The sequence below is a fragment of the Pseudomonas sp. KH_017 genome (genome assembly GCF_057840285.1).
The window spans coordinates 3183204-3202716 of the sequence record NZ_CM174509.1; the positions used below are offsets into that span (position 1 = coordinate 3183204).

Here is a 19513-nt window from a genome sequence, read left to right on the forward strand (position 1 = left end):
CCAGACGTTATCCAAAATTTCTGACTCGAGCATTTGCAATCGCGCCAGACCGGTTGAAAACCGTCAGCCGCTCATAACGTGAAGTCATCATTTATCTATCTAAAATATCATTATGGGTGGTGAATATCTGCTGCTATGTTTTCTATAAGTAGATCGCTACACACTCGCAATTTACAAGTCGCACTGTTTTTTTGCTGGCAACATCTAGGTCTTTGAATGCAAAGGGTTTGAGCACCTAATGAATAATAAATAACCACCAGTAAAGTCTATTTGTTTGCGCGCAAAGCAAACATTCTCTTGGCAAATCCGCCGACTAATAAAAAAACTGAAGACAGGTTGCATCCCCCCCCCTACAGGAGAGTGTTTGTGAAGATCATTGAAATTGAAGTTTATCAAGTCGATCTACCCTATGCTGGCGGCGTTTATAAGCTGTCAGGCGGCCGTACTTACACAAGTTTTGACTCCACGATAGTGTGTATTCGCACAGACACTGGTCTTGAAGGCTGGGGCGAGTCGACGCCTTTTGGCCCGAACTATATTGCAGCACACGCTCTGGGTGTGAGAGCGGGTATCGCCGAAATGGCGGACCTGCTTATCGGCCGGGATCCCCGGCAGCTTGATCGAATCAACGATCTCATGGACAGCACCTTGATGGGCCACCTTCATGCGAAAGCTGCGATTGATGTGGCTTGCTGGGACATCCTGGGCAAAGCGGTCGGGATGCCGGTGTGTGAACTGCTGGGGGGCAGTACAGGACTGTCCATGCCGATTATCGACTCGACCTATGCCGGCGACCCCGATGACATGCGTCGTCGAGTTGCTCAGACTCGAAAGCAAGGATACTTGGGGCATTCGGTGAAGGTCGGCGCGACACCGGAGGAGGGGGGCCCCGCGCTGGATGCCGCGCGTATTGAGGCATCACTTGCAGATGCCCGCCCCGAGGAATACTTCATCGTTGATTGCAACGGTGGCCTGACGGTAGAACATGCATTGCGCATGCTGAAGCTGCTGCCATCCGGGCTGGACTTCGTGATTGAGGCGCCGTGCGCCACCTGGGCTGAGCACATGTCCCTGCGCCAGCGAACCAATGTGCCGCTGATCATGGACGAGCTGGCGACGGATGAAGCTTCGGTGATGCAACTGATCAGCGAGAAGGCTGCAGACGGTATTGGCTTGAAAGTCTCCAAACATGGCGGCCTGACCAGAGCCCGACGTCTACGCGACATGTGCATGACCTCCGGCTTGACGATGAGTGTCCAGGAGACCGCTGGCTCACAGGTGGCGTTCGCTGCGCTGACTCACCTCGGGCAATCTATCCCACACCGAAATCTGCGCTGCGTGCTTGATACGCGCGATATGTATCCACCGATCACGGCGCACGTCGACATTCCCGTAGTGGATGGCCGTATCCGTGCCCCGCAGACCCCAGGATTGGGCATCACGATCAATCGGGACGTCGTCGGTGAACCCGTAGCGATCTATCGCTGAGTTGATCTCCAGCAGCGCGGCGCATGAAGTACTTCGTGCGCCGCGTTTTTTTGTGTGGAATCCACGTTTTTTTGACCCGTGAATTGATTCGGGTCCATTGATTTGGCGAACGAGCGTCTCGAAAATGTACGCCTATGTACATGCCGTGTACGCCACAGATCTTTGGGGTGTACAGTGGAGAAGAATTCTCAAATTAAAGGTGTACCCGAATGTCACAGACAGGAAGGGCGAAAACCAAAGCGCAGGACGCAGGCTGGCGAGGCTCCGTCGATGGCTGGCTGGACGCCGCTTACGATGCTCTTAAAGAGTCGGGTGTGGATGCTGTACGGGTGATGCCGCTGGCCAAACGCTTGAATTTGTCTCGTACCAGCTTTTACTGGTTCTATGAAGATCGGGAACAGCTGCTCGCGGCACTCCTGGCTCGATGGCGGGACAAGAACACCGGCGGTATGGTCAGCCAATGCGAGAGTTACGCAGAAAGTATTTCCGAAGCGATTCTCAACGTCTTCGAGTGTTGGGTGAACCCTGAACTGTTCGACTCGCAGTTCGAATTTGCCGTGCGCAGTTGGGCGCTGCAATCGGACGAGGTCACTGCTGAAATCGCTCTGGCCGATGAGGCACGGATGAATGCCTTGGCCGCGATGTTCCGACGGTTTGGCTACGACGGCGAGGGGGCCGATGTTCGGGCCAGGACGATCTACCTCACGCAGATCGGCTACATCTCCATGAAAACCAATGAAGATATCGTCGTACGATTTCGACGGATTCCTCAGTACGTGAGTGTGTTTACCGGCAAAGTACCCAAGCGGCGCGAGCTGGACCGCTTTTATGGAAAGTTCGGCTACGCCGAAAAGGAGCCCGGCGTTTTCGTTCCCTTGGTCGAAACATTCGAGGAGTCGACTGCCGATGGAGAATAGAACTCTGGGCATCATCGGAGGCACCGGCTGGCTCGGGCGCGCAATCGCCGAGGCGGTGCTCGATAGCGGGCTCATCGGGCCTGACCGTTTGTTGATCTCGAACCGCTCCGGCGTCAGTACCTTCGAGCCTGGCGTGAGACTGCTGGCCGACAACCAACAGTTGGTGGACCTCAGCGATATTGTCGTGCTGTCCATTCGGCCGGAGCAGTTTCGTGAACTGCGGATCAACGTCCGCGGCAAGCTGGTGATTTCCCTGATGGCCGGAGTTCCGGCGGCAACCATCAGCGCGGCCACCGGTGCGGATGCAGTGGTGCGGGCCATGCCGAATGCGGCCGTGGACATCAGGCAGTCGTTCACGCCCTGGCACTGTGCCGGAAACCTTGTTGAACGCGACCGCCAGTGGGTGCAACGACTGTTCGAGTGCGTAGGTTCAGCGGACGAAGTGCCTGATGAAGACTGTATTGATTACCTCAGCGCGCTGTCCGGGACTGGGCCGGCCTTTCCAGCAATGTTGCAAATGGCACTGACTAATCAGGCGGTGGCTGCGGGAATTCCCCTTGCCATCGCCCAGCGCGCTGCACAAGGCGTGGTGGTGGGGGGCGGCCAGATGCTTGCCAGCCGCGATCCGCGGCAAATGATTGAGTCGTTGATGGCTTACCGTGGTGTGACGGCAGCAGCGCTGCAATCGATGGCCGATCAGGACATCGAATCCATTGTGGGGCGGGCAGTCAATGCAGGCGCTGAGGTTGCGCGGCGGGGAATGTAGCCGGGGCAGGGGATATACAGGGAAGGCCCGCTGAAGGGCCTTCACTGCAGAAGGCGTCATGGGACGCTCCGTGCGGCCCTTGACCGCACCAGACGTGACAGGAATTCAGATTTCTTTCACCAGGCGCAAAGCGTCGTAGATGGCCGCGTGGGTGTTGCGAGCAGACACGGCGTCGCCGATCCGGAACAGCTGGAAGCGTCCTTCGGAATGGGTGACGATGTTCTGTGCCGTGCCGGCGATCAGGTCATGCTGTTCTACCGCGCCGCCATTGGTGGAGAGAGGACGCAGGTCGAAGTACAAGTCGTCCAGCGGAAGGGTTCCGTGGTTGACGACCACCTGATCGACCACGCGCTGCTTGTGAACCTGTCCGTAATCGCTGCCAAAGGTTGCAACGAGTCCGCCATCACGTTTTTCCACGGTATCTACCCGGTAGGTCACGGTGAAGGTGACGTCCAGGTCCTGCAGGCTGCGCATGTAGGGCACCAGGTTCATAGCCATGACTTCAGGTGCAAACGAGCGGTCAGGGGTAACGATTTCGACTCTCGCACCGCTTTGCGCGATGACCTCGGCAGCCTGCAGTGCAGCATGATCCCCCGCATCGTCGAAGATCAGTACGTTGCGACCAGGCTTGATGTCGCCGGAAATGATGTCCCAGGTTGAAACCACGAGTTCGTTGCCTTTGCTGAGCACCTCGGTATCCGGCAGGCCGCCGGTCGCTACGATAACCACGTCTGGCTCGAAGGCTTGCACAGTGTCGGCTTCGGCCCAGGTATTGAAGTGAAACTTCACCCCCAGCCGTTCGCATTGCGCCATTCGCCAATCAATGATGCTGATCATCTCGCGACGACGCTCGCTCAGCGCAGTCAGACGAATTTGCCCACCGGGTTGGTCAGCCGCTTCAAGCACCGTCACGTCATGGCCGCGCTCACCGGCGACCCGCGCCGCTTCCAGCCCGGCAGGGCCGGTACCGACCACCAACACCTTGCGCTTGACGGCGGCTTTGGGAATGTCATGAGGCATGGTGGTTTCCCGCCCCGTCGCTGCGTTGTGGATGCAGTAGGCCGCGCCGCCCTGGTAGATGCGATCCAGGCAATAGTTGGCGCCCACGCAGGGGCGAATGTCTTCTTCGCGCTTCTCGATGATTTTGCGCACGATGTGCGGATCGGTCATGTGCGCGCGGGTCATGCCCACCATGTCCACTTTGCCCGAGGCGATCGCGTAGCGCGCGGTGGCGACATCTGGAATCTTCGCCGCGTGGAAAGTCGGAAAGCCTGTCGACGAGCGGATCTCGCCAGCGAAGTCGAGATGGGGTGAGTTGCGCATACCCTGAATCGGGATGACATCGGTCAGCCCTGCATCCGTATCGATGTGACCGCGCACGACGTTCAGGAAGTCGACCAGTCCGCTGTCCTTGAGCATGTGAGAAACCTGCATGCCCTCACTGGCAGTGAAGCCGCCGGGTAATTCTTCATCACCGGTGTAACGAACTCCAAGCAGAAAATCTTCGCCTACCCGCTGGCGGATGCCGCGCAGGATGTCGAAGGTAAAGCGCATGCGGTTTTCCAGCGAGCCACCGTAAGGGCCGTCGAGGTCATTGGTCAACGGCGACCAGAATTGATCCATCAAATGCCCGTAGGCCTGAAGCTCCAGACCATCGAGACCTGCCGCCTTCATGCGTTCCGCGGCGTCTACATAGTCCTTGATGATCCGCTCAATGTCCCACTCCTCCATTTTCTTCGGGAAGGAGCGGTGCGATGCCTCGCGGCGGTGTGACGGCGACACCACCGGTAACCAGTCGGCCTTGTCCCAGCGGGTGCGGCGGCCCAGGTGGGTCAACTGGATCATCACTGCCGCGCCATGTTCGTGGCATTCATCGGTCAGGTCCTTCAACCATCCAACTACTTCGTCCTTGTAGGCGAGCACATTGTTGAACACCGGCGGGCTGTCTCGGGATACGGCAGCGGAACCGGCAGTCATGGTCAGGGCGACACCGGCTTTGGCGCGCTCCACGTGGTAGGCGCGATAGAGATCCTTGGGCATGCCGTCCACAGGGTAGGCCGGTTCATGGGAGGTGGTCATGATCCGGTTTCTGAGGGTCAGATTCTTGATTTTATAGGGTTGCAGCAAGGGATCGCTGGACATCGTGGTGCGCTCCAAAGTGGGCTTCGTCAGGCTCGGTGACTTAAAATTAGGATAAATGTACACCTGTGTCAACGATTTATGACACAGGTGTACATTTTGCTTGCGTGTCCAAAAAACCAGGATTAACATTCGCCCAAACAAGGACGAATGTAGCTCGTCCGCGTCTGTCATCCATTTAGAAAGGAGAGAAGCGTGACTGAGTTATTTGATATTCGTTTGGCCAGCAAACAAACTGCCTTCACTGAAATCCCGGTCATAGATATTTCGCCACTCATAAACGGCGAAAATCCGCAGCGGGTGGCAAGCCAGATAGGCGAAGCGTGCGAAAAGGTGGGTTTTTTTTATATTAAAAACCATGGCGTTTCGCAGCAACTGATAGACGAGATGTACAGGCTCACCAAACTTTTTTTCAAGCTTCCATCCGAAGAGAAGAACACACTTAATATCGTGAACTCCGGGCTTACGCTACGTGGTTACATCCCGATGTATGCGGAAAACGTAGATCCTGCTAATACGCGCGACTTCAAAGAGTGCTTTGATTACGGCGCCCATTACGATGAAGTTTCTCCGTTTTTTGGCCCTAATCAAATGCCGTCCGGACTGCCGCAATTCGAAACGGTTGCCGAGGCTTATCATTCAGCTGTATTGGCGCTTGCGAGAACGCTCATCGGCGGCATCGCGCTGAGTCTGGATTTGCCGCAAAATTATTTTGAACAACGCCAACGCAAGCCCATCACGATTCAGCGCGTTTTGCGTTATCCGCCTCAGATAGGAAAGGTCTCCCTGGAAGAGATCGGTATTGGTGCTCACACGGATTACGGCTTCCTGACAGTCCTGTCTCAAGACACAGTTGGCGGTTTACAAGTAAAGAACCGGGCAGGGGAGTGGGTTACCGCCCCACCCGTTGAAGGCACTTTTATCGTCAACATTGGTGATCTAGTTCAAACTCTCACCAACGATCGCTACACCTCGACAATGCATCGCGTCATAAACACTAGCGGTCTAGAGCGCTATTCAATACCTTTCTTTATTGATTTAGATTTCGATGCGGTTGTTGAGCCCGTGCCAACCTGCGTGAGCGAGGTTCTACCCGCGAAGTACGAAGCGTACACTTGTGGCAAACACAAATTTAAGCGTTTCGTTGATAGCTATGCGCATCTGAAAGTCGAATAGGGAGTTTTCTATGTGCATCCTGTATATGGCCGACCCCGCCGATGCGCAGAAATGGCGAGATTGCCTGGCAACGCTCGCCCCTCAACTAGAGTTCCGCCAATGGCCTGATATCGGTAACCCGGCAGAGGTGCACTACATCCTGGCTTGGGAGCCTCTTACCAACCTGGCGGAGCAGTTTGCTAATCTTCGGCTTCTCTACGCTGCCGGGGCTGGAGTTGATCAGTTCGATCTGGCTTGTTTGCCTGCTGACGTGTCGCTAATACGGCTGGTAGATAGCTCGATGGCTGACATCATGGCCGAATATGTTCTGTTTGGTGTTCTTGCCTTGCATCGAGACATCCTCGCTTACCAAGAGGATCAGCGCAGTGGTCGCTGGCAACCTCGACCAATCGTGCATGCTTCACAGCGGCGTGTTGGTGTCATGGGGGTTGGCAATCTCGGACGCGCCGCGCTTGATCGCCTTCAGCCATTAGGATTTCAGCTCAGTGGCTGGAATCGCTCTTTGAAGGAGGTGCCAGGTGGCCACTGTTACGTCGGCCCGGACGAACTGGAGGCGTTTTTAGGGCAGTGCGATATCCTTGTGAACATGTTGCCACTGACTCCCGAAACAGACGGGATACTCAATGCTGCGAGGCTCGATTGCCTGCCTCATGGAGCTGGACTGATTAACGTGGGACGTGGCGCCCACGTTATAGAAACGGCTTTGCTTTCAGCATTGGATGAAGGTCGTCTAGGAGGTGCCGTACTGGATGTTTTGGCACAAGAGCCTCCCACTGAAGACAACCCACTCTGGAAACATCCCCGGGTGCTCCTGACGCCTCATGTTGCAAGCGATGTGCAGATTGAAGGTGGTGTGGCGGTGATTGTTGAGAATCTTCGAAGAGAGCGTGAGGGAATGCCTCTCTTGAATGTGGTTGATCGGTCTAAAGGCTATTAGCAATCAATCGTCTGTTTCGTAATGATCTCCTGTGCCGATGAATTAGTGAGGGAGAGGAGGAGTGGAAGCTCCAGTCGAATATCATCGATACTCACCTATAACTTAGCTCAACTAAATGGTTGTTTAGTTTAGTTATAATTTCTGGTTATTAATAAAGGAGGGGAGTTGACCAGATGATCCAGAGGTAGCTCAGTCTTATTCGCTATCTTCCAAATATGTGCGATATCTTTAAAGCACACGTGTAATCGATAACAAACCCCGTAAATCAAAGGCTCCAGCCATCTGCGGCGGCCATTCAAAGGAGTATGCAAGGGGGCCATTTTCCAATCTGGATGCGTCAAAGTGCTCACAATTACCTGAAAGCCGCTGGGATTCTGGATGTGCAGAACCTACCGCACGTTGCCTAGGTCAATGCGGCGATTGGCATGGAAATCCTGCTCAAGAGCTTTATTTCTGTGCCTGACCAGCATCAAGGTACATCCGGCGAGATCTACAAACTCGACGCCGTAGCGTTGGCCGCGGCTCACCAGCATCTGAAAAGCGCCCGATACCCAAAGCTTGGCCCTGGACAGCCGGGAAGATTCCTTCGAGAGATACCGCGACGTGTTCACCAACAGCCGGTATCCGTATGAGTCGAGCAGCTGGAAATTTTCCGATCCGGTACTGATGAGGTTGCTGCGGTGGACTCTGGCCAACAGGGTTGGCTATTCAAGGCGCAAGGTTCTCACGATCCGTTCGGTCCTGGATTACCTCATTGAGGTGCAGGCACGAACTGCAGCAGAGTGATCGAGGCTTGGGCCTGCTTCAAATCTGGCCACCAGACGCTCCAAAGTCCGTATGTAGCGTTACGCATAATGTATATTATGTTAAATCAAGTATTACTCTATAGATGCGCATAGGTCCTGTCCGTTTCCCTGCCGTCCGCTTTCCTCTTGGCATGCATCTCCAGCAATCGACGTCAAGGCCGCCGCAGCGAGCCTCGCCTACGAGTACCGAAGGACTCTATAGATCTCAGAAATCACCTGCATCGTTGCGTCTTCGATCGTTCCTTCGTTACGGCATAAAACCCAGCCGTGATCTGCAATTGCTTGCTCGAACGCCTTTGTACAAGCGACATGTTCTTCCAGCTTATGGATCACAGTACTGCCCAACCCACGTCCTCGTGCCGCAGCCCTTGCCCACGAAATATCAGGGGCGGTGACAACCCCGACATGCAGGTCTGGCACTCGCACGTTTCGATCAATGTTCAATTGTAGAATCTCTGCAAACGGGACTATCCGGCGAAACGCGGCATCAGACGGGTACCAGCGATCGATCAAGATGATGCTGTCTGGTGGCTGTTTAGTCAGCACGTTCCGGGAAATCCAGGTACGGCTATCAGCAAAGCGCTCACAAACCCTCAACTCCAAATCCCGGGTGGGATTTCTGACGAGCTTATTAACGAGGGTCATTGTTTCACCCCTATAGGGATCGCTTTTTTTCTCGCAAAGTCGGATCACCTTTTTGTTGTCTGCCCTCAGTAATTTCGTCACGGCTTCCAACAGTGTGGTTTTGCCGGCTCCCTTGGGCCCATCTAGAGAAACAAACAGCGGACGATTCATTCTTCACATAACGATTGAGATACGATTTTTTTGCCCTGTTCGTTCGCTGGAGCCGCTTGGCGCGACTATGCGAATCGAGTGGAGGGGCCATATGAACAGACATTGATGAACACTCTAACTTGGTTTCTGGTTGACGGGTCTCAAAATCCAAGGTTATAGATGCTTATGAACATCGGTCATCGGCCATAAGTTAAATGCTGTCTCCCCTGCCCTCACCAGTCAGTTTTTTATACTCAGGACGAACATTCCGAGACGCTAGGGTTTGTGCAGCGGCACCCTACTGTTTCGTCCATCTCCGCGCGAAGAACCTGGCGTCTCAACGATCTGTCCCTTGAACGCCAGCGAAAAACAGAAAAAAATCGCAAGGGCAAAACCTGCCGGAAACAACCAGATGCTTTTCCAGTCATGGCTGTCCGCCAACGCGTAGTGATCGGTCACCTGCCCGGCGACCCAGAAGCCGATCAGCATGCCCAGGCCGTAGGTCGCCAGGGTAATCAGGCCTTGGGCGGAGCTTCTGAAGTGTTCCGAGGCTTTGGCATCGGTGTAGATCTGGCCCGAGACGAAGAAGAAGTCGTAGCAGATGCCGTGCAGGGCGATGCCGGTGAACAGCATAAAGGCCAAGTCGCCATTGTTACCGTAGGCGAACAACAGGTAGCGCAAGGCCCACGCGAGCATCCCCACCAAGAGCGCGATTTTGATGCCGAAGCGCTGAATGAACAGCGGCAGGAGCAGCATGAACAGCACTTCCGAGACCTGACCGATGGCCATTTTCGCCGTGGGGTTGGTCATGCCGATGTCCGCCAGAAACGGATTGGCATTCTGGTAATAGAACGCCAGCGGAATGCAGATCAAAATGGAGGCGATGAAGAACACCAGGTAGCTGCGGTCTTTGAGCAAGCCCAAGGCGTCCAGCCCGAGCATTTGCTTGAAGCCACCGCTGCCCGACGCTGGCTTCAGGGGTGCGGTGCGCGGCAAGGTGAAGCTGTAAAGGCCCAAAACCAGAGAAGCAACCGCCGACATCAGAAAGGTATTGCGTAATCCGCCTGATGAAATTGCGACTTGAGAGTCCCACGCAAACACAAAGCTGATTACCACACCGGCCACAATCCAACCGAGGGTGCCCCACACGCGAATACGGGAAAACTCCAGGGCCGGGTCGCTCATCTGCCGAAACGCGACCGAATTGACCAATGCCAGCGTCGGCATGTAGATCATCATGTAGGCCAGTACGAACGGATAAAACGTGCTGAAATCTGGCGCTCGATAAAGCTGATATAGCAACACAGCGCCCACCAGGTGCAGCACGGCGAGGATGCGCTCGGCATTGAAGAAACGGTCGGCGATCAAACCGATCACAAACGGCGCGATGATCGCGCCCCAGGATTGTGTCGAGAATGCCATGCCGATCTGCCCACCAGTGGCGCCCAGATTACTGGCGAGGAATGTACCGAGGGTGACGAACCATCCGCCCCAGATAAAGAATTGCAGGAACATCATGGCGCTTAATCGCGCGGTCATCATGGTCATAACAGTCACCGTCTTATTGTTTTTCTTTTTGGAGAGAGGAACGAATAACGTTTTATTCAGGCATCGGGTAAACCCAGCAGTCGACGATTGAAACCTTCGTCGGACGTCACGCTGGCGAAGTCGTCGAACGCCTTTTGTGTCTTGGTGATCATGTGCTGCTCAATGAACGCCGCTCCTTGCGCGGCACCCTGTGCCGAATCCTTCAAACAACACTCCCACTCCAAAACGGCCCAACCGGCAAAGTCGTATTGGGTCAGTTTGCTGAAGATCGATTTGAAGTCGATCTGGCCATCGCCCAGAGAACGGAAGCGGCCCGGTCGATCGACCCATGCCTGATACCCGCCGTAGACACCCGAACGGGCATCGGACCGGAACTCGGCGTCCTTGACGTGGAACATGCGGATGCGGTCGTGGTAGCGATCGATGAAACCCAGGTAGTCCATTTGCTGGAGCAGCAGATGACTCGGGTCATACAGAATGGCGGCGCGTGGATGATGGTCGACAGCCTCCAGAAAACGCTCGAACGAGGCGCCGTCGTGCAGGTCTTCGCCGGGGTGGATCTCGTAGCACAGGTCGACGCCGGCCTCTTCGAAACACTCGAGGATCGGCAACCAGCGCTTGGCCAATTCTGCAAAACCCTGTTCGACCAAACCGCTCGGCCGCTGCGGCCAAGGGTAGAGATACGGCCAGAGCAGCGCGCCGGAAAAGGTCACATGGGCCTTCAACCCCAACCGCTGACTGGCGCGGGCCGCCAGCTTCAATTGGTCGATGGCCCATTCGGTCCGCGCCTGCGGCTGACCGCGTAAGTGCGCCGGCGCAAAGTCATCGAACAAGGCATCGAACGCCGGATGCACCGCTACCAGTTGTCCCTGCAAGTGCGTCGACAGCTCACTGATTTCGACGCCCGCTTGAGCACAGATGGCTTTCAATTCGTCGCAATAGTCCTGACTGTCGGCGGCGCGCGCCAGGTCGATGTATTGCGTGCCCGACGTGGGTAACTGAATGGCGTTGTACCCTTGGGACGCCGCCCAACGAGCAATATTGGCCAGTGTATCGAATGGCGCTTCAGCGGACATGAACTGCGCCAGGAAAATACCTGGGCCGCGCAAGCCTGTCGGGGGTTGGGGCGTAGGATTCACGGGGGGATTCTCCGGGTTCACGGATGGCAGACCAGTTCGGTCCATTTGGTGTCGCCACGATGGTTGGCGATCACGGCTTCGATGAAGGCCATGCCGCGCAGTCCAACTTCGATGCCTGGTACGCCGGGGGCCTCGTTGCCTTCGACGTTGCTGCGGATCGCGCTGGCGAAGTCGCCGTAGAGGTTGGCCATGGCCTCCAGATAGCCTTCGGGATGTCCGGCGGGCAGACGCATGCGTCGGGTCGCGGCTTCGCACAACCAGGGTTGACCGGCACCGGAACGCAGGATGCGCAAGGGTTGATCAAGAGAGCGATGAATCAGGCTCGACGGTTCTTCCTGACGCCATTCCAGCCCGCCCTTGTCGCCGTAGACGCGGATCTTCAACGGGTTCTCTTCGCCAGCGCAGACCTGGCTGGCGATCAATACACCGCTCGCGCCGTCGGCCATCTTGAACAGCATCGCGGCGTCGTCGTCCAGTTGCCGGCTTGCAAGGTGCGTATTCAACATCGCACACAGGTGCTTGATGGGTTGGTCTGCCACGAATTCGGCCAATGAAAAGGCATGGGTACCGATATCGCCAATGCAGCCTCCCAACCCCGACTGTTCGGGTTGATCGCGCCAGCCCGCCTGCTTGTTGCCCTGCCCGGCCACATCCTGACTCAACCAGCCCTGGGGATACTCGACGATGACCTTGCGCACCGTGCCGATCACACCGTCGCGGACCATTTCCCGAGCCTGCCAGACCATCGGATAACCGAGGTAGGTGTGGGCCAATCCATAGAGGCGGTCGCTACTCTCCAGCAGCTTTTTGAGGGGTAACAGCTCAGACAGATTCAGCGCCGCGGGTTTCTCGCTGAACACATGAAACCCTGCACTCAGCGCCTGAGTGGCAATTGGGGCATGCAGGTGATTAGGGGTGACGATGACGAGCAGTTCCATTCGCCGATCGGCGGGTAGCGCGTACTCGGCATCGAGCATGTGCTGCCAGTCGCTGTAGCAGCGCGAAGCGGGCAATCCCTGCGCCGCGCCTGTGTCCTGGTTGTTGCGGGCGTCTCGGCTAAACGCACCGCACACCAGTTCAAAACGACCGTCGAGCGCGGCGGCCTGACGATGGGCTTTGCCAATGAAGGCGCCCTCGCCGCCACCGACAAACCCCATTCTTATTTTTGGCACTGGAACATTCATCGCGACTTTTCTCTGTTTGAGGCGGTGTCAGGCTTATCTTTCGCCATGATGTAACCGGTTACATCATGGCGAGAATTTAGGCGCAGTTATGCGAGGTGTCAAATGCCCGGATTAAAATCCACGAACATTTCAGGGCACGGCCGACCTGCGCTAAGCTCGCCAACCGCACAGTTCGATAATGAGGTGGTCTTGTCCAATATCCGTGAAGTAGCCCGGCTTGCCGGCGTCTCGGTGGCCACAGTATCCAGAACACTGAAGTCGCCTGAGCGCGTGCTCCCCGACACTCGGGACAAGGTCAACGCCGCCGTGGAAAAGGCCGGTTATCGACCAAACCTGATGGCGGTGCAGTTTCGCTCGCGCAGAACCGGCAACCTGGTGATTCTGGTGCCGACCATCGCCAATACCTTTTTCGCAAGGGTGATCAGCGGTGCCCAACAGGCTGCCCAGGCCGCCGGGTACCGACTTCTGCTGTGCGACACCCAGGGCCGCGAGGAAGTAGAACGGGAATTCGCCGAGCTGGTGTACGCCCACCAGGCCGACGGCGTGATTCAGCTGCGCGCCTACGACCCTTTTGAAGCCCCCTTCCCCAGCACCGAGCTACCACCCATCGTCAACGCCTGTGAGGTGATTCAAGGCGGCCGCCATCCGACGATCAGCCTCGATAACCGCGCGGCCGCCAAGGCCATGACCGAGCATCTGATCGAACTTGGCCACCGGCGGATCGGTCTGATCAAAGGCCCGAAAAGCAGCCCGCTGACCCGCGACCGTGTGGCCGGCTATCAGGATGCATTGCGCCAAGCCGGCATCGCGTCCGATCCCGCTCTGATCTGCCACGGTGATTTCAGTTTGAAGGCGGGTCATGACGGTGCAGCAGCGATGCTGGAGCTGTCTGATCGTCCCACCGCGCTGTTTTGCGAAAACGATGAAATGGCCATCGGTGCGTTGAAGCGAATCAAGCAACAGGGCTTGCGGGTACCGGAGGATATTTCATTGGTGGGTTTCGACGACATCCCCTTCGCGGCGTACTGCGATCCGCCTCTGACGACCATCGCGCAACCCGCCGAAGTCTTCGGCCAGAAAGCCGTCGATATGCTGATCTCTCTGATTGAGAAGAAACCTATTGCACAGCGTCATGTGGTATTGCCGTTTGAGTTGACGTTGCGCAACAGCACTGCTGTGGTCAACGAGCGCTGACCACATCCATTTCAGGAGATTTTCTGATCAGGCAAAGGCAATTTTGCGATCGAATAACCGCGCATTTCCGCAATGACCTTTTCACCGGCGACGCATCAGCCGGCAAGGTGGTCAATCCGGTGCCGGCACTATGGGCCAAGGCCAGCAGAGCCGGCAGATCGTCAGGCGTTGCTGGGCGGACGATCATCGCACTTGTTCCTGGGTGGACGAATGCCTGGGCAGGAACACCTCGGCCAGCATGCAGCGCGCGCTGCCGCCACCGATGCGCTCGATGGTGTCGATGTTCACCGGCAACGGCGTGGTGTGAGCTTCGATCAAGCGACGCTGATTGGCGTCCAGCGATTGCCATGCTGTGCGCGACATCACCAGCAGCGGCTCGCCCGCTGCGTTGTGCACTTCCAGCATGTTGCCGGCAAAGGATTCCAGCTGCGCCCAGTTCAAGGCGATGACCTGTTTACCGCTGGTTTCGAGTCGGTTACGCAGCGCCGCACATTCGCCCGGATGGGGCACGGACGCCAGGCAAGCCACCGCCAGGCGGGTGCCGACACTCATCATGACGTTGGTGTGATAAATCGCCACGCCTTGGCGGTCCACCGCGTTGAACGCACACAGTTCATAGCCCAGATGGGTGACCAGCTGATCCAGGGCCCGGGCGTGGGTGCGGGTCGAGTACCCGGCGTAGCAGATCCGCTGTTGCCGATCCAGGACCATGCTGCCGGTGCCCTCCAGGAATACCTCCTGCTCTTCGAGGCTGGACAGGTCCAGCACCTGCTCGACCCGGTATTCACCCAGCAACCCATCGAGTACACCTTTGTCCCGCTCCAGACGCCGGTTGTGGCCCTGCATCGGATACAGGACCAAGGTGCCATCCGGGTGGCTGCTCCACCAGTTGTTGGGGAAGATCGAGTCCGGGGTATGCGGCGCTTCGCGATCGTTGTGCACCAGGACTTCAACGCCGTGCCGACGCAACGCGTCAACATAGCCATCGAACTCGGCCAGGGCCTTGAGTTGTACGTCTTCGGCAACCGTTGCCGGACGCTGGAAACGGTTGTTCGCCGCCGTGTCCTGATTGAAGGAGAAACGTGTCGGGCGAATCATTAATACCGTGTTGGTGGTTTGCATGGGCGCAGACTCAATGAGGGCGAGAGAGGCTCATTGTCTGTTTCGAGGTGGGAAAAACCCGGTTGATAACGGCTTTTGCGCTGATGGAAACGGCTGAAGATTCAGACCCCATCAGCCGATTCGGTGAACAACACAAATCAAATGTGGGAGCGACGGTGCGGCGATCCGACTTGCTCGCGAATACGGAGTGTCATCCAACATCAATGTCGACTGACACATCGCCTTCGCGAGCAAGCCCGCTCCCACAGGTTGTACTTCGTTCGATGCCTATTCCATGGTGGTCTTGACCATCGCCAGCTCCGGGTGGCTGACCAGTTTGTCGATGTGCAAATCCGGGTCGTCAAACCAGACTTCGGTCAACACCCGGTAATGCTCCATGTCACGGCAGCGCATGCGCAGGCTGTAGTCGAACGCGCCGCTGATCAGGCGACATTCCAGCACCTGAGGGCAGGCGCGGACCTTGGCTTCGAAGGCCTTTTGCGCTGCGCGTCCGCTCTGGTTCGACAACGCCACCAGCACCAGCAAGGACAAGCCCGGCGTCAGCTTCTTCTCATCGAGAATCGCGCCATAGCCGCGAATGACCCCAAGCTGTTCCAGCTTGCGCACTCGTTCCAGGCAAGGCCTGGGGGTCAGGTGCACGCGTTCGGACAGCTTTTGATAGGTGATGCGCCCTTCGTGGCGCAACACTTCAATGATTGCCTGATCGATACGATCAAGCACGATCGACAGATCGCGGATATCCGCCATGTACGCCTTGCCTCACTTCAAACGACCCGATAGAAATTGCTGCAAACGTTCACTGTTTGGCCGGTCGAGTATCGTAGCATCACCCTGCTCCTCGACACGGCCCTGATGCAGGAACAACACCTGGCTTGAGACCTGCCGGGCAAACCCCATTTCGTGGGTCACCATCAACATGGTCCGGCCTTCTTCGGCCAGTGCCTGAATCACCTTCAGCACTTCACCCACCAGTTCCGGGTCGAGTGCCGAGGTTGGCTCGTCGAACAACAGGATTTCGGGCTCCACCGCCAGGGCCCGGGCAATCGCCACCCGTTGTTGCTGCCCGCCCGACAGAAACGCCGGGTACTGATCGGCCACCCGTTGCGGCAAGCCGACCTTGTCCAGATACGCCCGCGCGCTCTCCTCGGCGGCCTTGCGACTCATGCCCAGGACTCGACACGGCGCCAGCACGATGTTCTCCAGCACGGTCAGGTGACTCCACAGATTGAAATGCTGGAACACCATCGCCAGTCGCGTGCGCAAGCGCTGCAACTGTTTTGGATTGGCAACGCGCATGCCGCCAACGCCCTGACGGGTGAGAACTCGCTCACCATCCAGAGCAATGGCACCTTCGTCCGCCCGTTCCAGAAAGTTGATGCAGCGCAGCATGGTGCTTTTGCCCGAACCGCTGGCACCGATCATGCTCACCACATCCCCTGCCCTCGCGTTTAACGAGACGCCCTTGAGTACTTCGTTGTCACCAAAACGTTTATACAGATTTTCAACCGTGAGTTTGTACATGCGAGTACTCCTGGAACGGCACGCTTATCGGCGCCGCTCTGGATAAATGATGGAAGTCAGTGGGCCGGACCGAGGAAGCTCAGCCAGCGTTTCTCCGCCAGGCGGAACGCGCCGACCAGCCCGAACGACAGCACGAGGTACAGCAGACCGGCGATACCGAAAGCCTGAAACGTCATGAAGGTCGCGGCATTGGCGTCCCGGGCGATTTTCAGGATGTCGGGAATCGTTGCGGTGAACGCCACCGAAGTCGCGTGCAACATCAGGATCACTTCGTTGCTGTAGTACGGCAGCGCACGGCGCAGCGCCGAAGGCAGGATCAGTTGCAGGTACAGGCGCCAGCCACTGAGGCCATAGGCATGGGCCGCTTCGATTTCACCGTAGGGGATGCTGCGGATCGCTCCGGCGAAAATTTCCACGGTGTAGGCGCAGGTGTTAAGGGTGAACGCCAGCAAGGTGCAATTCATGGCGTCGCGGAAAAACGCTTCGAGCAATGGCTGCGAACGGACCACGGCAATGCCGTAGATCCCGCTGTAGCAAATCAGCAACTGGATATACAACGGCGTGCCGCGAAACACATAGGTGAATAGTTGCACTGGCCAACGCAGCAAACCCCAGCGCGAAACCCGCAGGATCGCCAGGGGCAACGACAAGACAAAGCCCATGGCAATACTCGCCACCAGCAGCCACAGGGTCATGGCCAACCCGGTGAGGGTCTCGCCGTCGCTGAACAGAAAGGGTCTCCAGTATTCGGCAATCAACTCGATCATCGCGCCATCCCCCGCACACCCTGGTTGTAGCGCCGTTCCAGCACGCGCAAGACATAGTTCGAAGCGCTGGTGATCAGCAAGTAAAGCGCTGCGGCCAGCAACAGGAAATCAAGCATATTGAACGTGCTTTTGCCGGCCTCCTGCGCGACCTTGACCAGGTCCGACAAACCAATGATCGATACCAGCGCCGTGGCCTTGAGCAGCACCAGCCAGTTGTTGCCAAGGCTCGGCAAGGCGAAACGCATCATTTGCGGGAACACCACGAAACGAAAACGCTGCCAACGGTTCAGGCCAAAGCACGCCGCGGCTTCCTGCTGCCCGCGTGGCACACTCAGAATCGCCCCGCGAAAGGTCTCGGTGAAATACGCCCCGTAGATAAAACCAAGGGTGATGATGCCGGCCACGAATGGGTCGATTTCCATGTAGGGCCAGCCCATGGACTCGGTCAGGGCGCTGAGCCAGCCTTGCAGGCTGTAGAAAATCAGCAGCATCAACACCAGGTCGGGCACGCCACGGATCAGTGTCGTGTAAATGGTCGCCGGCAGATTCAACAGCTTCAGCGGCGACAGCTTGGCCGCCGCGCCGAGCAGCCCCAGCGCCATGCTCACCAGAAGCGCGAGCGCCGACAGTTTGAGGGTGACCCAGGTGCCGTGCAGCAACAAAGGGCCATAGCCTTGCAGGGCCGAAAGGTCGACCCCCAGAACATTCAGGAAGGAATTCACGCCAGTCACCTGTCTTGATGCGCCCCGGTCGCTGCGACACAGCGACCGGGGCGCGAGGATCAGTTGTTGTAGAGGTCCAGATCACCGAAGTGTTTCTGCTGGATCTGCGCGTAGATGCCCTTGTCGTGCAGGGCCTTGATGGCGGCATTGAGCATGCCTTTGAGCTCTTCGTTGTCCTTGCGCACACCAATCGCGATTTCCGACGGCACCAACGGGTCGCTGATGCCTTCACTGTTGTGGAAGTCCGCCCCTTGTGGCGAGGTCAGGAAACTCATCTGCGCTTGCAGCTTGTCCTGGATCGACGCATCGAGACGGCCAAATACCAGGTCGGCATAGACCTGATCCTGATTCTGGTAGGCCCGCAGTTTCACCCCGCCCGGCGCCAGCTTGGCCTTGGCGTAGGTTTCCTGAATCGTGCCCTGCATGTAACCGATGGTTTTTCCACGCAGCGATTCGGCGGTAGGCAGCAGTCCTGAATCCTTGCGGGTGACGATGGCGGTCGGTCCGGCGTACAGGCGATCGGTAAAGTCGATCTGTTTTTTACGCGCGTCGGTAACGGTCATCGAAGATTCGATGGCATCGAACTTGCCGGCCTTGAGCCCCGGAATCAGCCCGTCGAAATCATTGCTGACCCACACGCAGGTCAGCTTCAGCTCGGCACATATCGCATTGCCCAGATCCACGCCGAAGCCCTGGACCCCACCATCGGCCGTGGTGGATTCAAAGGGTGGGTAGCTTGGGTTGACGCCAAATCGCAGCTCCTTCCATTCCTTGGCACTGACACCCGTGGTGCAGCACAGCAACGCGAGTGCCGGCAAAGTCAGCCATTTGATGTTCATTTTCTTGAGTCCCGGATTATTTGGATTTATCGCGATCCGGCGCCTGCGTCGGACCACACTTTTTGACAGGGGCAGAGAGTCGATGCGGTCTTCACCGCAGCCGTTTTTGTTGTTGTTTTCGACTGGAAGCAGCCAGTCGTCGGAGTTGCACTCCATCTCATGCAGCGATCAACAAGCGCTTGAAACGGACCGTCAGAATGCCAATTGCCGGGAGGGTGCTGGTGTCGTAACCCCACGTTCAAACAGCGTGCCTGTGCTGAATGAAGGGCTTGCACAGCCGATTCTGTCGTCCGCTGTAAGTCACTGTTTTTCCACTTAAAGGGAGCGACACAGGAAGTGTGATTGTCTTTTGGCCTTCTACTTCATCTGCATGACGATGCGTCGTGAAGCGCATCGCGCTTGAGCCGTGCGAGCGAGGTGTGACTGGTCAGTGTCACCCGGCCGATTCCGCTGTGCGCTGTCTGTTTTTCGACT

General features: G+C 57.0%; 17 protein-coding genes and 1 pseudogene. 6 read left to right on the forward strand and 12 right to left on the reverse strand.

From position 1 onward, the window contains the following. The first annotated feature begins 366 nt into the window (after positions 1 to 366). The 3 genes from AC3IT6_RS14505 (at position 367) to AC3IT6_RS14515 (ending at position 3171) form a co-directional block, all read left to right on the forward strand. The gene (locus AC3IT6_RS14505) at positions 367 to 1488 is read left to right on the forward strand and encodes a mandelate racemase/muconate lactonizing enzyme family protein (protein ID WP_489350597.1); all 1122 of its coding nucleotides are present in this window, start codon (positions 367 to 369) and stop codon (positions 1486 to 1488) included. 209 nt (positions 1489 to 1697) lie between these two features. Continuing rightward, positions 1698 to 2405 (forward strand): TetR/AcrR family transcriptional regulator, encoded by a 708-nt coding sequence (locus tag AC3IT6_RS14510; protein ID WP_489350599.1) that lies wholly within the window; start codon positions 1698 to 1700, stop codon positions 2403 to 2405. Continuing rightward, positions 2395 to 3171 (forward strand): pyrroline-5-carboxylate reductase family protein, encoded by a 777-nt coding sequence (locus tag AC3IT6_RS14515; RefSeq protein WP_489350601.1) that lies wholly within the window; start codon positions 2395 to 2397, stop codon positions 3169 to 3171. Before AC3IT6_RS14510 ends, AC3IT6_RS14515 begins: the two co-directional genes overlap by 11 nt. A gap of 105 nt (positions 3172 to 3276) precedes the next feature. On the opposite strand, the gene AC3IT6_RS14520 is transcribed toward AC3IT6_RS14515, so the two are convergent. Next, complete coding sequence (locus tag AC3IT6_RS14520; RefSeq protein WP_489350603.1) at positions 3277 to 5313, reverse strand: oxidoreductase; 2037 nt, start codon at positions 5311 to 5313, stop codon at positions 3277 to 3279. A gap of 192 nt (positions 5314 to 5505) precedes the next feature. Here AC3IT6_RS14520 and AC3IT6_RS14525 point away from each other — a divergent pair, with 192 nt between their 5' ends. After that, positions 5506 to 6486 (forward strand): isopenicillin N synthase family dioxygenase, encoded by a 981-nt coding sequence (locus AC3IT6_RS14525; protein WP_489350605.1) that lies wholly within the window; start codon positions 5506 to 5508, stop codon positions 6484 to 6486. 10 nt (positions 6487 to 6496) lie between these two features. Further along, a complete protein-coding gene (locus AC3IT6_RS14530) occupies positions 6497 to 7423 on the forward strand; it encodes a 2-hydroxyacid dehydrogenase (RefSeq protein WP_489350607.1) in 927 nt (308 codons plus the stop codon). A gap of 983 nt (positions 7424 to 8406) precedes the next feature. Here AC3IT6_RS14530 and AC3IT6_RS14535 read toward each other — a convergent pair. The 4 genes from AC3IT6_RS14535 to AC3IT6_RS14550 all read right to left on the reverse strand — a co-directional run bounded on the left by AC3IT6_RS14535 (position 8407) and on the right by AC3IT6_RS14550 (position 12874). After that, entirely contained in the window at positions 8407 to 9024 is a 618-nt protein-coding gene (locus tag AC3IT6_RS14535; protein WP_489350610.1) for a dTMP kinase, read from the reverse strand. A gap of 255 nt (positions 9025 to 9279) precedes the next feature. After that, positions 9280 to 10551 carry a nucleoside permease gene (locus AC3IT6_RS14540; RefSeq protein WP_489350612.1) on the reverse strand — a complete coding sequence of 424 codons (1272 nt, stop codon included), beginning with the start codon at positions 10549 to 10551 and terminating at the stop codon, positions 9280 to 9282. Positions 10552 to 10607: 56 nt separating this feature from the next. After that, entirely contained in the window at positions 10608 to 11627 is a 1020-nt protein-coding gene (locus AC3IT6_RS14545) for a sugar phosphate isomerase/epimerase family protein (protein WP_489350614.1), read from the reverse strand. An 80-nt stretch (positions 11628 to 11707) separates the two neighbouring features. Further along, positions 11708 to 12874, reverse strand: coding sequence for a Gfo/Idh/MocA family protein (locus tag AC3IT6_RS14550; protein ID WP_489350616.1), 1167 nt, complete (start codon positions 12872 to 12874; stop codon positions 11708 to 11710). A 189-nt stretch (positions 12875 to 13063) separates the two neighbouring features. On the opposite strand from AC3IT6_RS14550, the gene AC3IT6_RS14555 reads away from it, so the two are divergent. Next, positions 13064 to 14068, forward strand: coding sequence for a LacI family DNA-binding transcriptional regulator (locus AC3IT6_RS14555; protein ID WP_489350618.1), 1005 nt, complete (start codon positions 13064 to 13066; stop codon positions 14066 to 14068). 94 nt (positions 14069 to 14162) lie between these two features. On the opposite strand, the pseudogene AC3IT6_RS14560 reads toward AC3IT6_RS14555, so the two are convergent. The 7 genes and pseudogenes from AC3IT6_RS14560 to AC3IT6_RS14590 form a co-directional block, all read right to left on the reverse strand. Continuing rightward, a pseudogene (locus AC3IT6_RS14560) lies at positions 14163 to 14255 on the reverse strand (hypothetical protein); the annotation flags it as partial. Next, complete coding sequence (gene ctlX, locus AC3IT6_RS14565) at positions 14252 to 15190, reverse strand: citrulline utilization hydrolase CtlX (RefSeq protein ID WP_489350620.1); 939 nt, start codon at positions 15188 to 15190, stop codon at positions 14252 to 14254. The gene ctlX and the pseudogene AC3IT6_RS14560, both read right to left, overlap by 4 nt. A gap of 267 nt (positions 15191 to 15457) precedes the next feature. Continuing rightward, entirely contained in the window at positions 15458 to 15937 is a 480-nt protein-coding gene (locus AC3IT6_RS14570; RefSeq protein ID WP_007974731.1) for an Lrp/AsnC family transcriptional regulator, read from the reverse strand. Between the two features lie 12 nt (positions 15938 to 15949). Further along, the gene (locus AC3IT6_RS14575; RefSeq protein ID WP_007986657.1) at positions 15950 to 16711 is read right to left on the reverse strand and encodes an ABC transporter ATP-binding protein; all 762 of its coding nucleotides are present in this window, start codon (positions 16709 to 16711) and stop codon (positions 15950 to 15952) included. Positions 16712 to 16767: 56 nt separating this feature from the next. Continuing rightward, on the reverse strand, positions 16768 to 17478 hold the full coding sequence (locus AC3IT6_RS14580) for an ABC transporter permease (RefSeq protein ID WP_489350622.1): 711 nt from the start codon (positions 17476 to 17478) through the stop codon (positions 16768 to 16770). Then, entirely contained in the window at positions 17475 to 18200 is a 726-nt protein-coding gene (locus AC3IT6_RS14585) for an ABC transporter permease (protein WP_150755302.1), read from the reverse strand. The genes AC3IT6_RS14580 and AC3IT6_RS14585 overlap by 4 nt, the downstream gene beginning before the upstream one ends. A 59-nt stretch (positions 18201 to 18259) precedes the next feature. Beyond that, complete coding sequence (locus tag AC3IT6_RS14590) at positions 18260 to 19039, reverse strand: transporter substrate-binding domain-containing protein (protein WP_489350624.1); 780 nt, start codon at positions 19037 to 19039, stop codon at positions 18260 to 18262. Between the last annotated feature and the right edge of the window lie 474 nt (positions 19040 to 19513).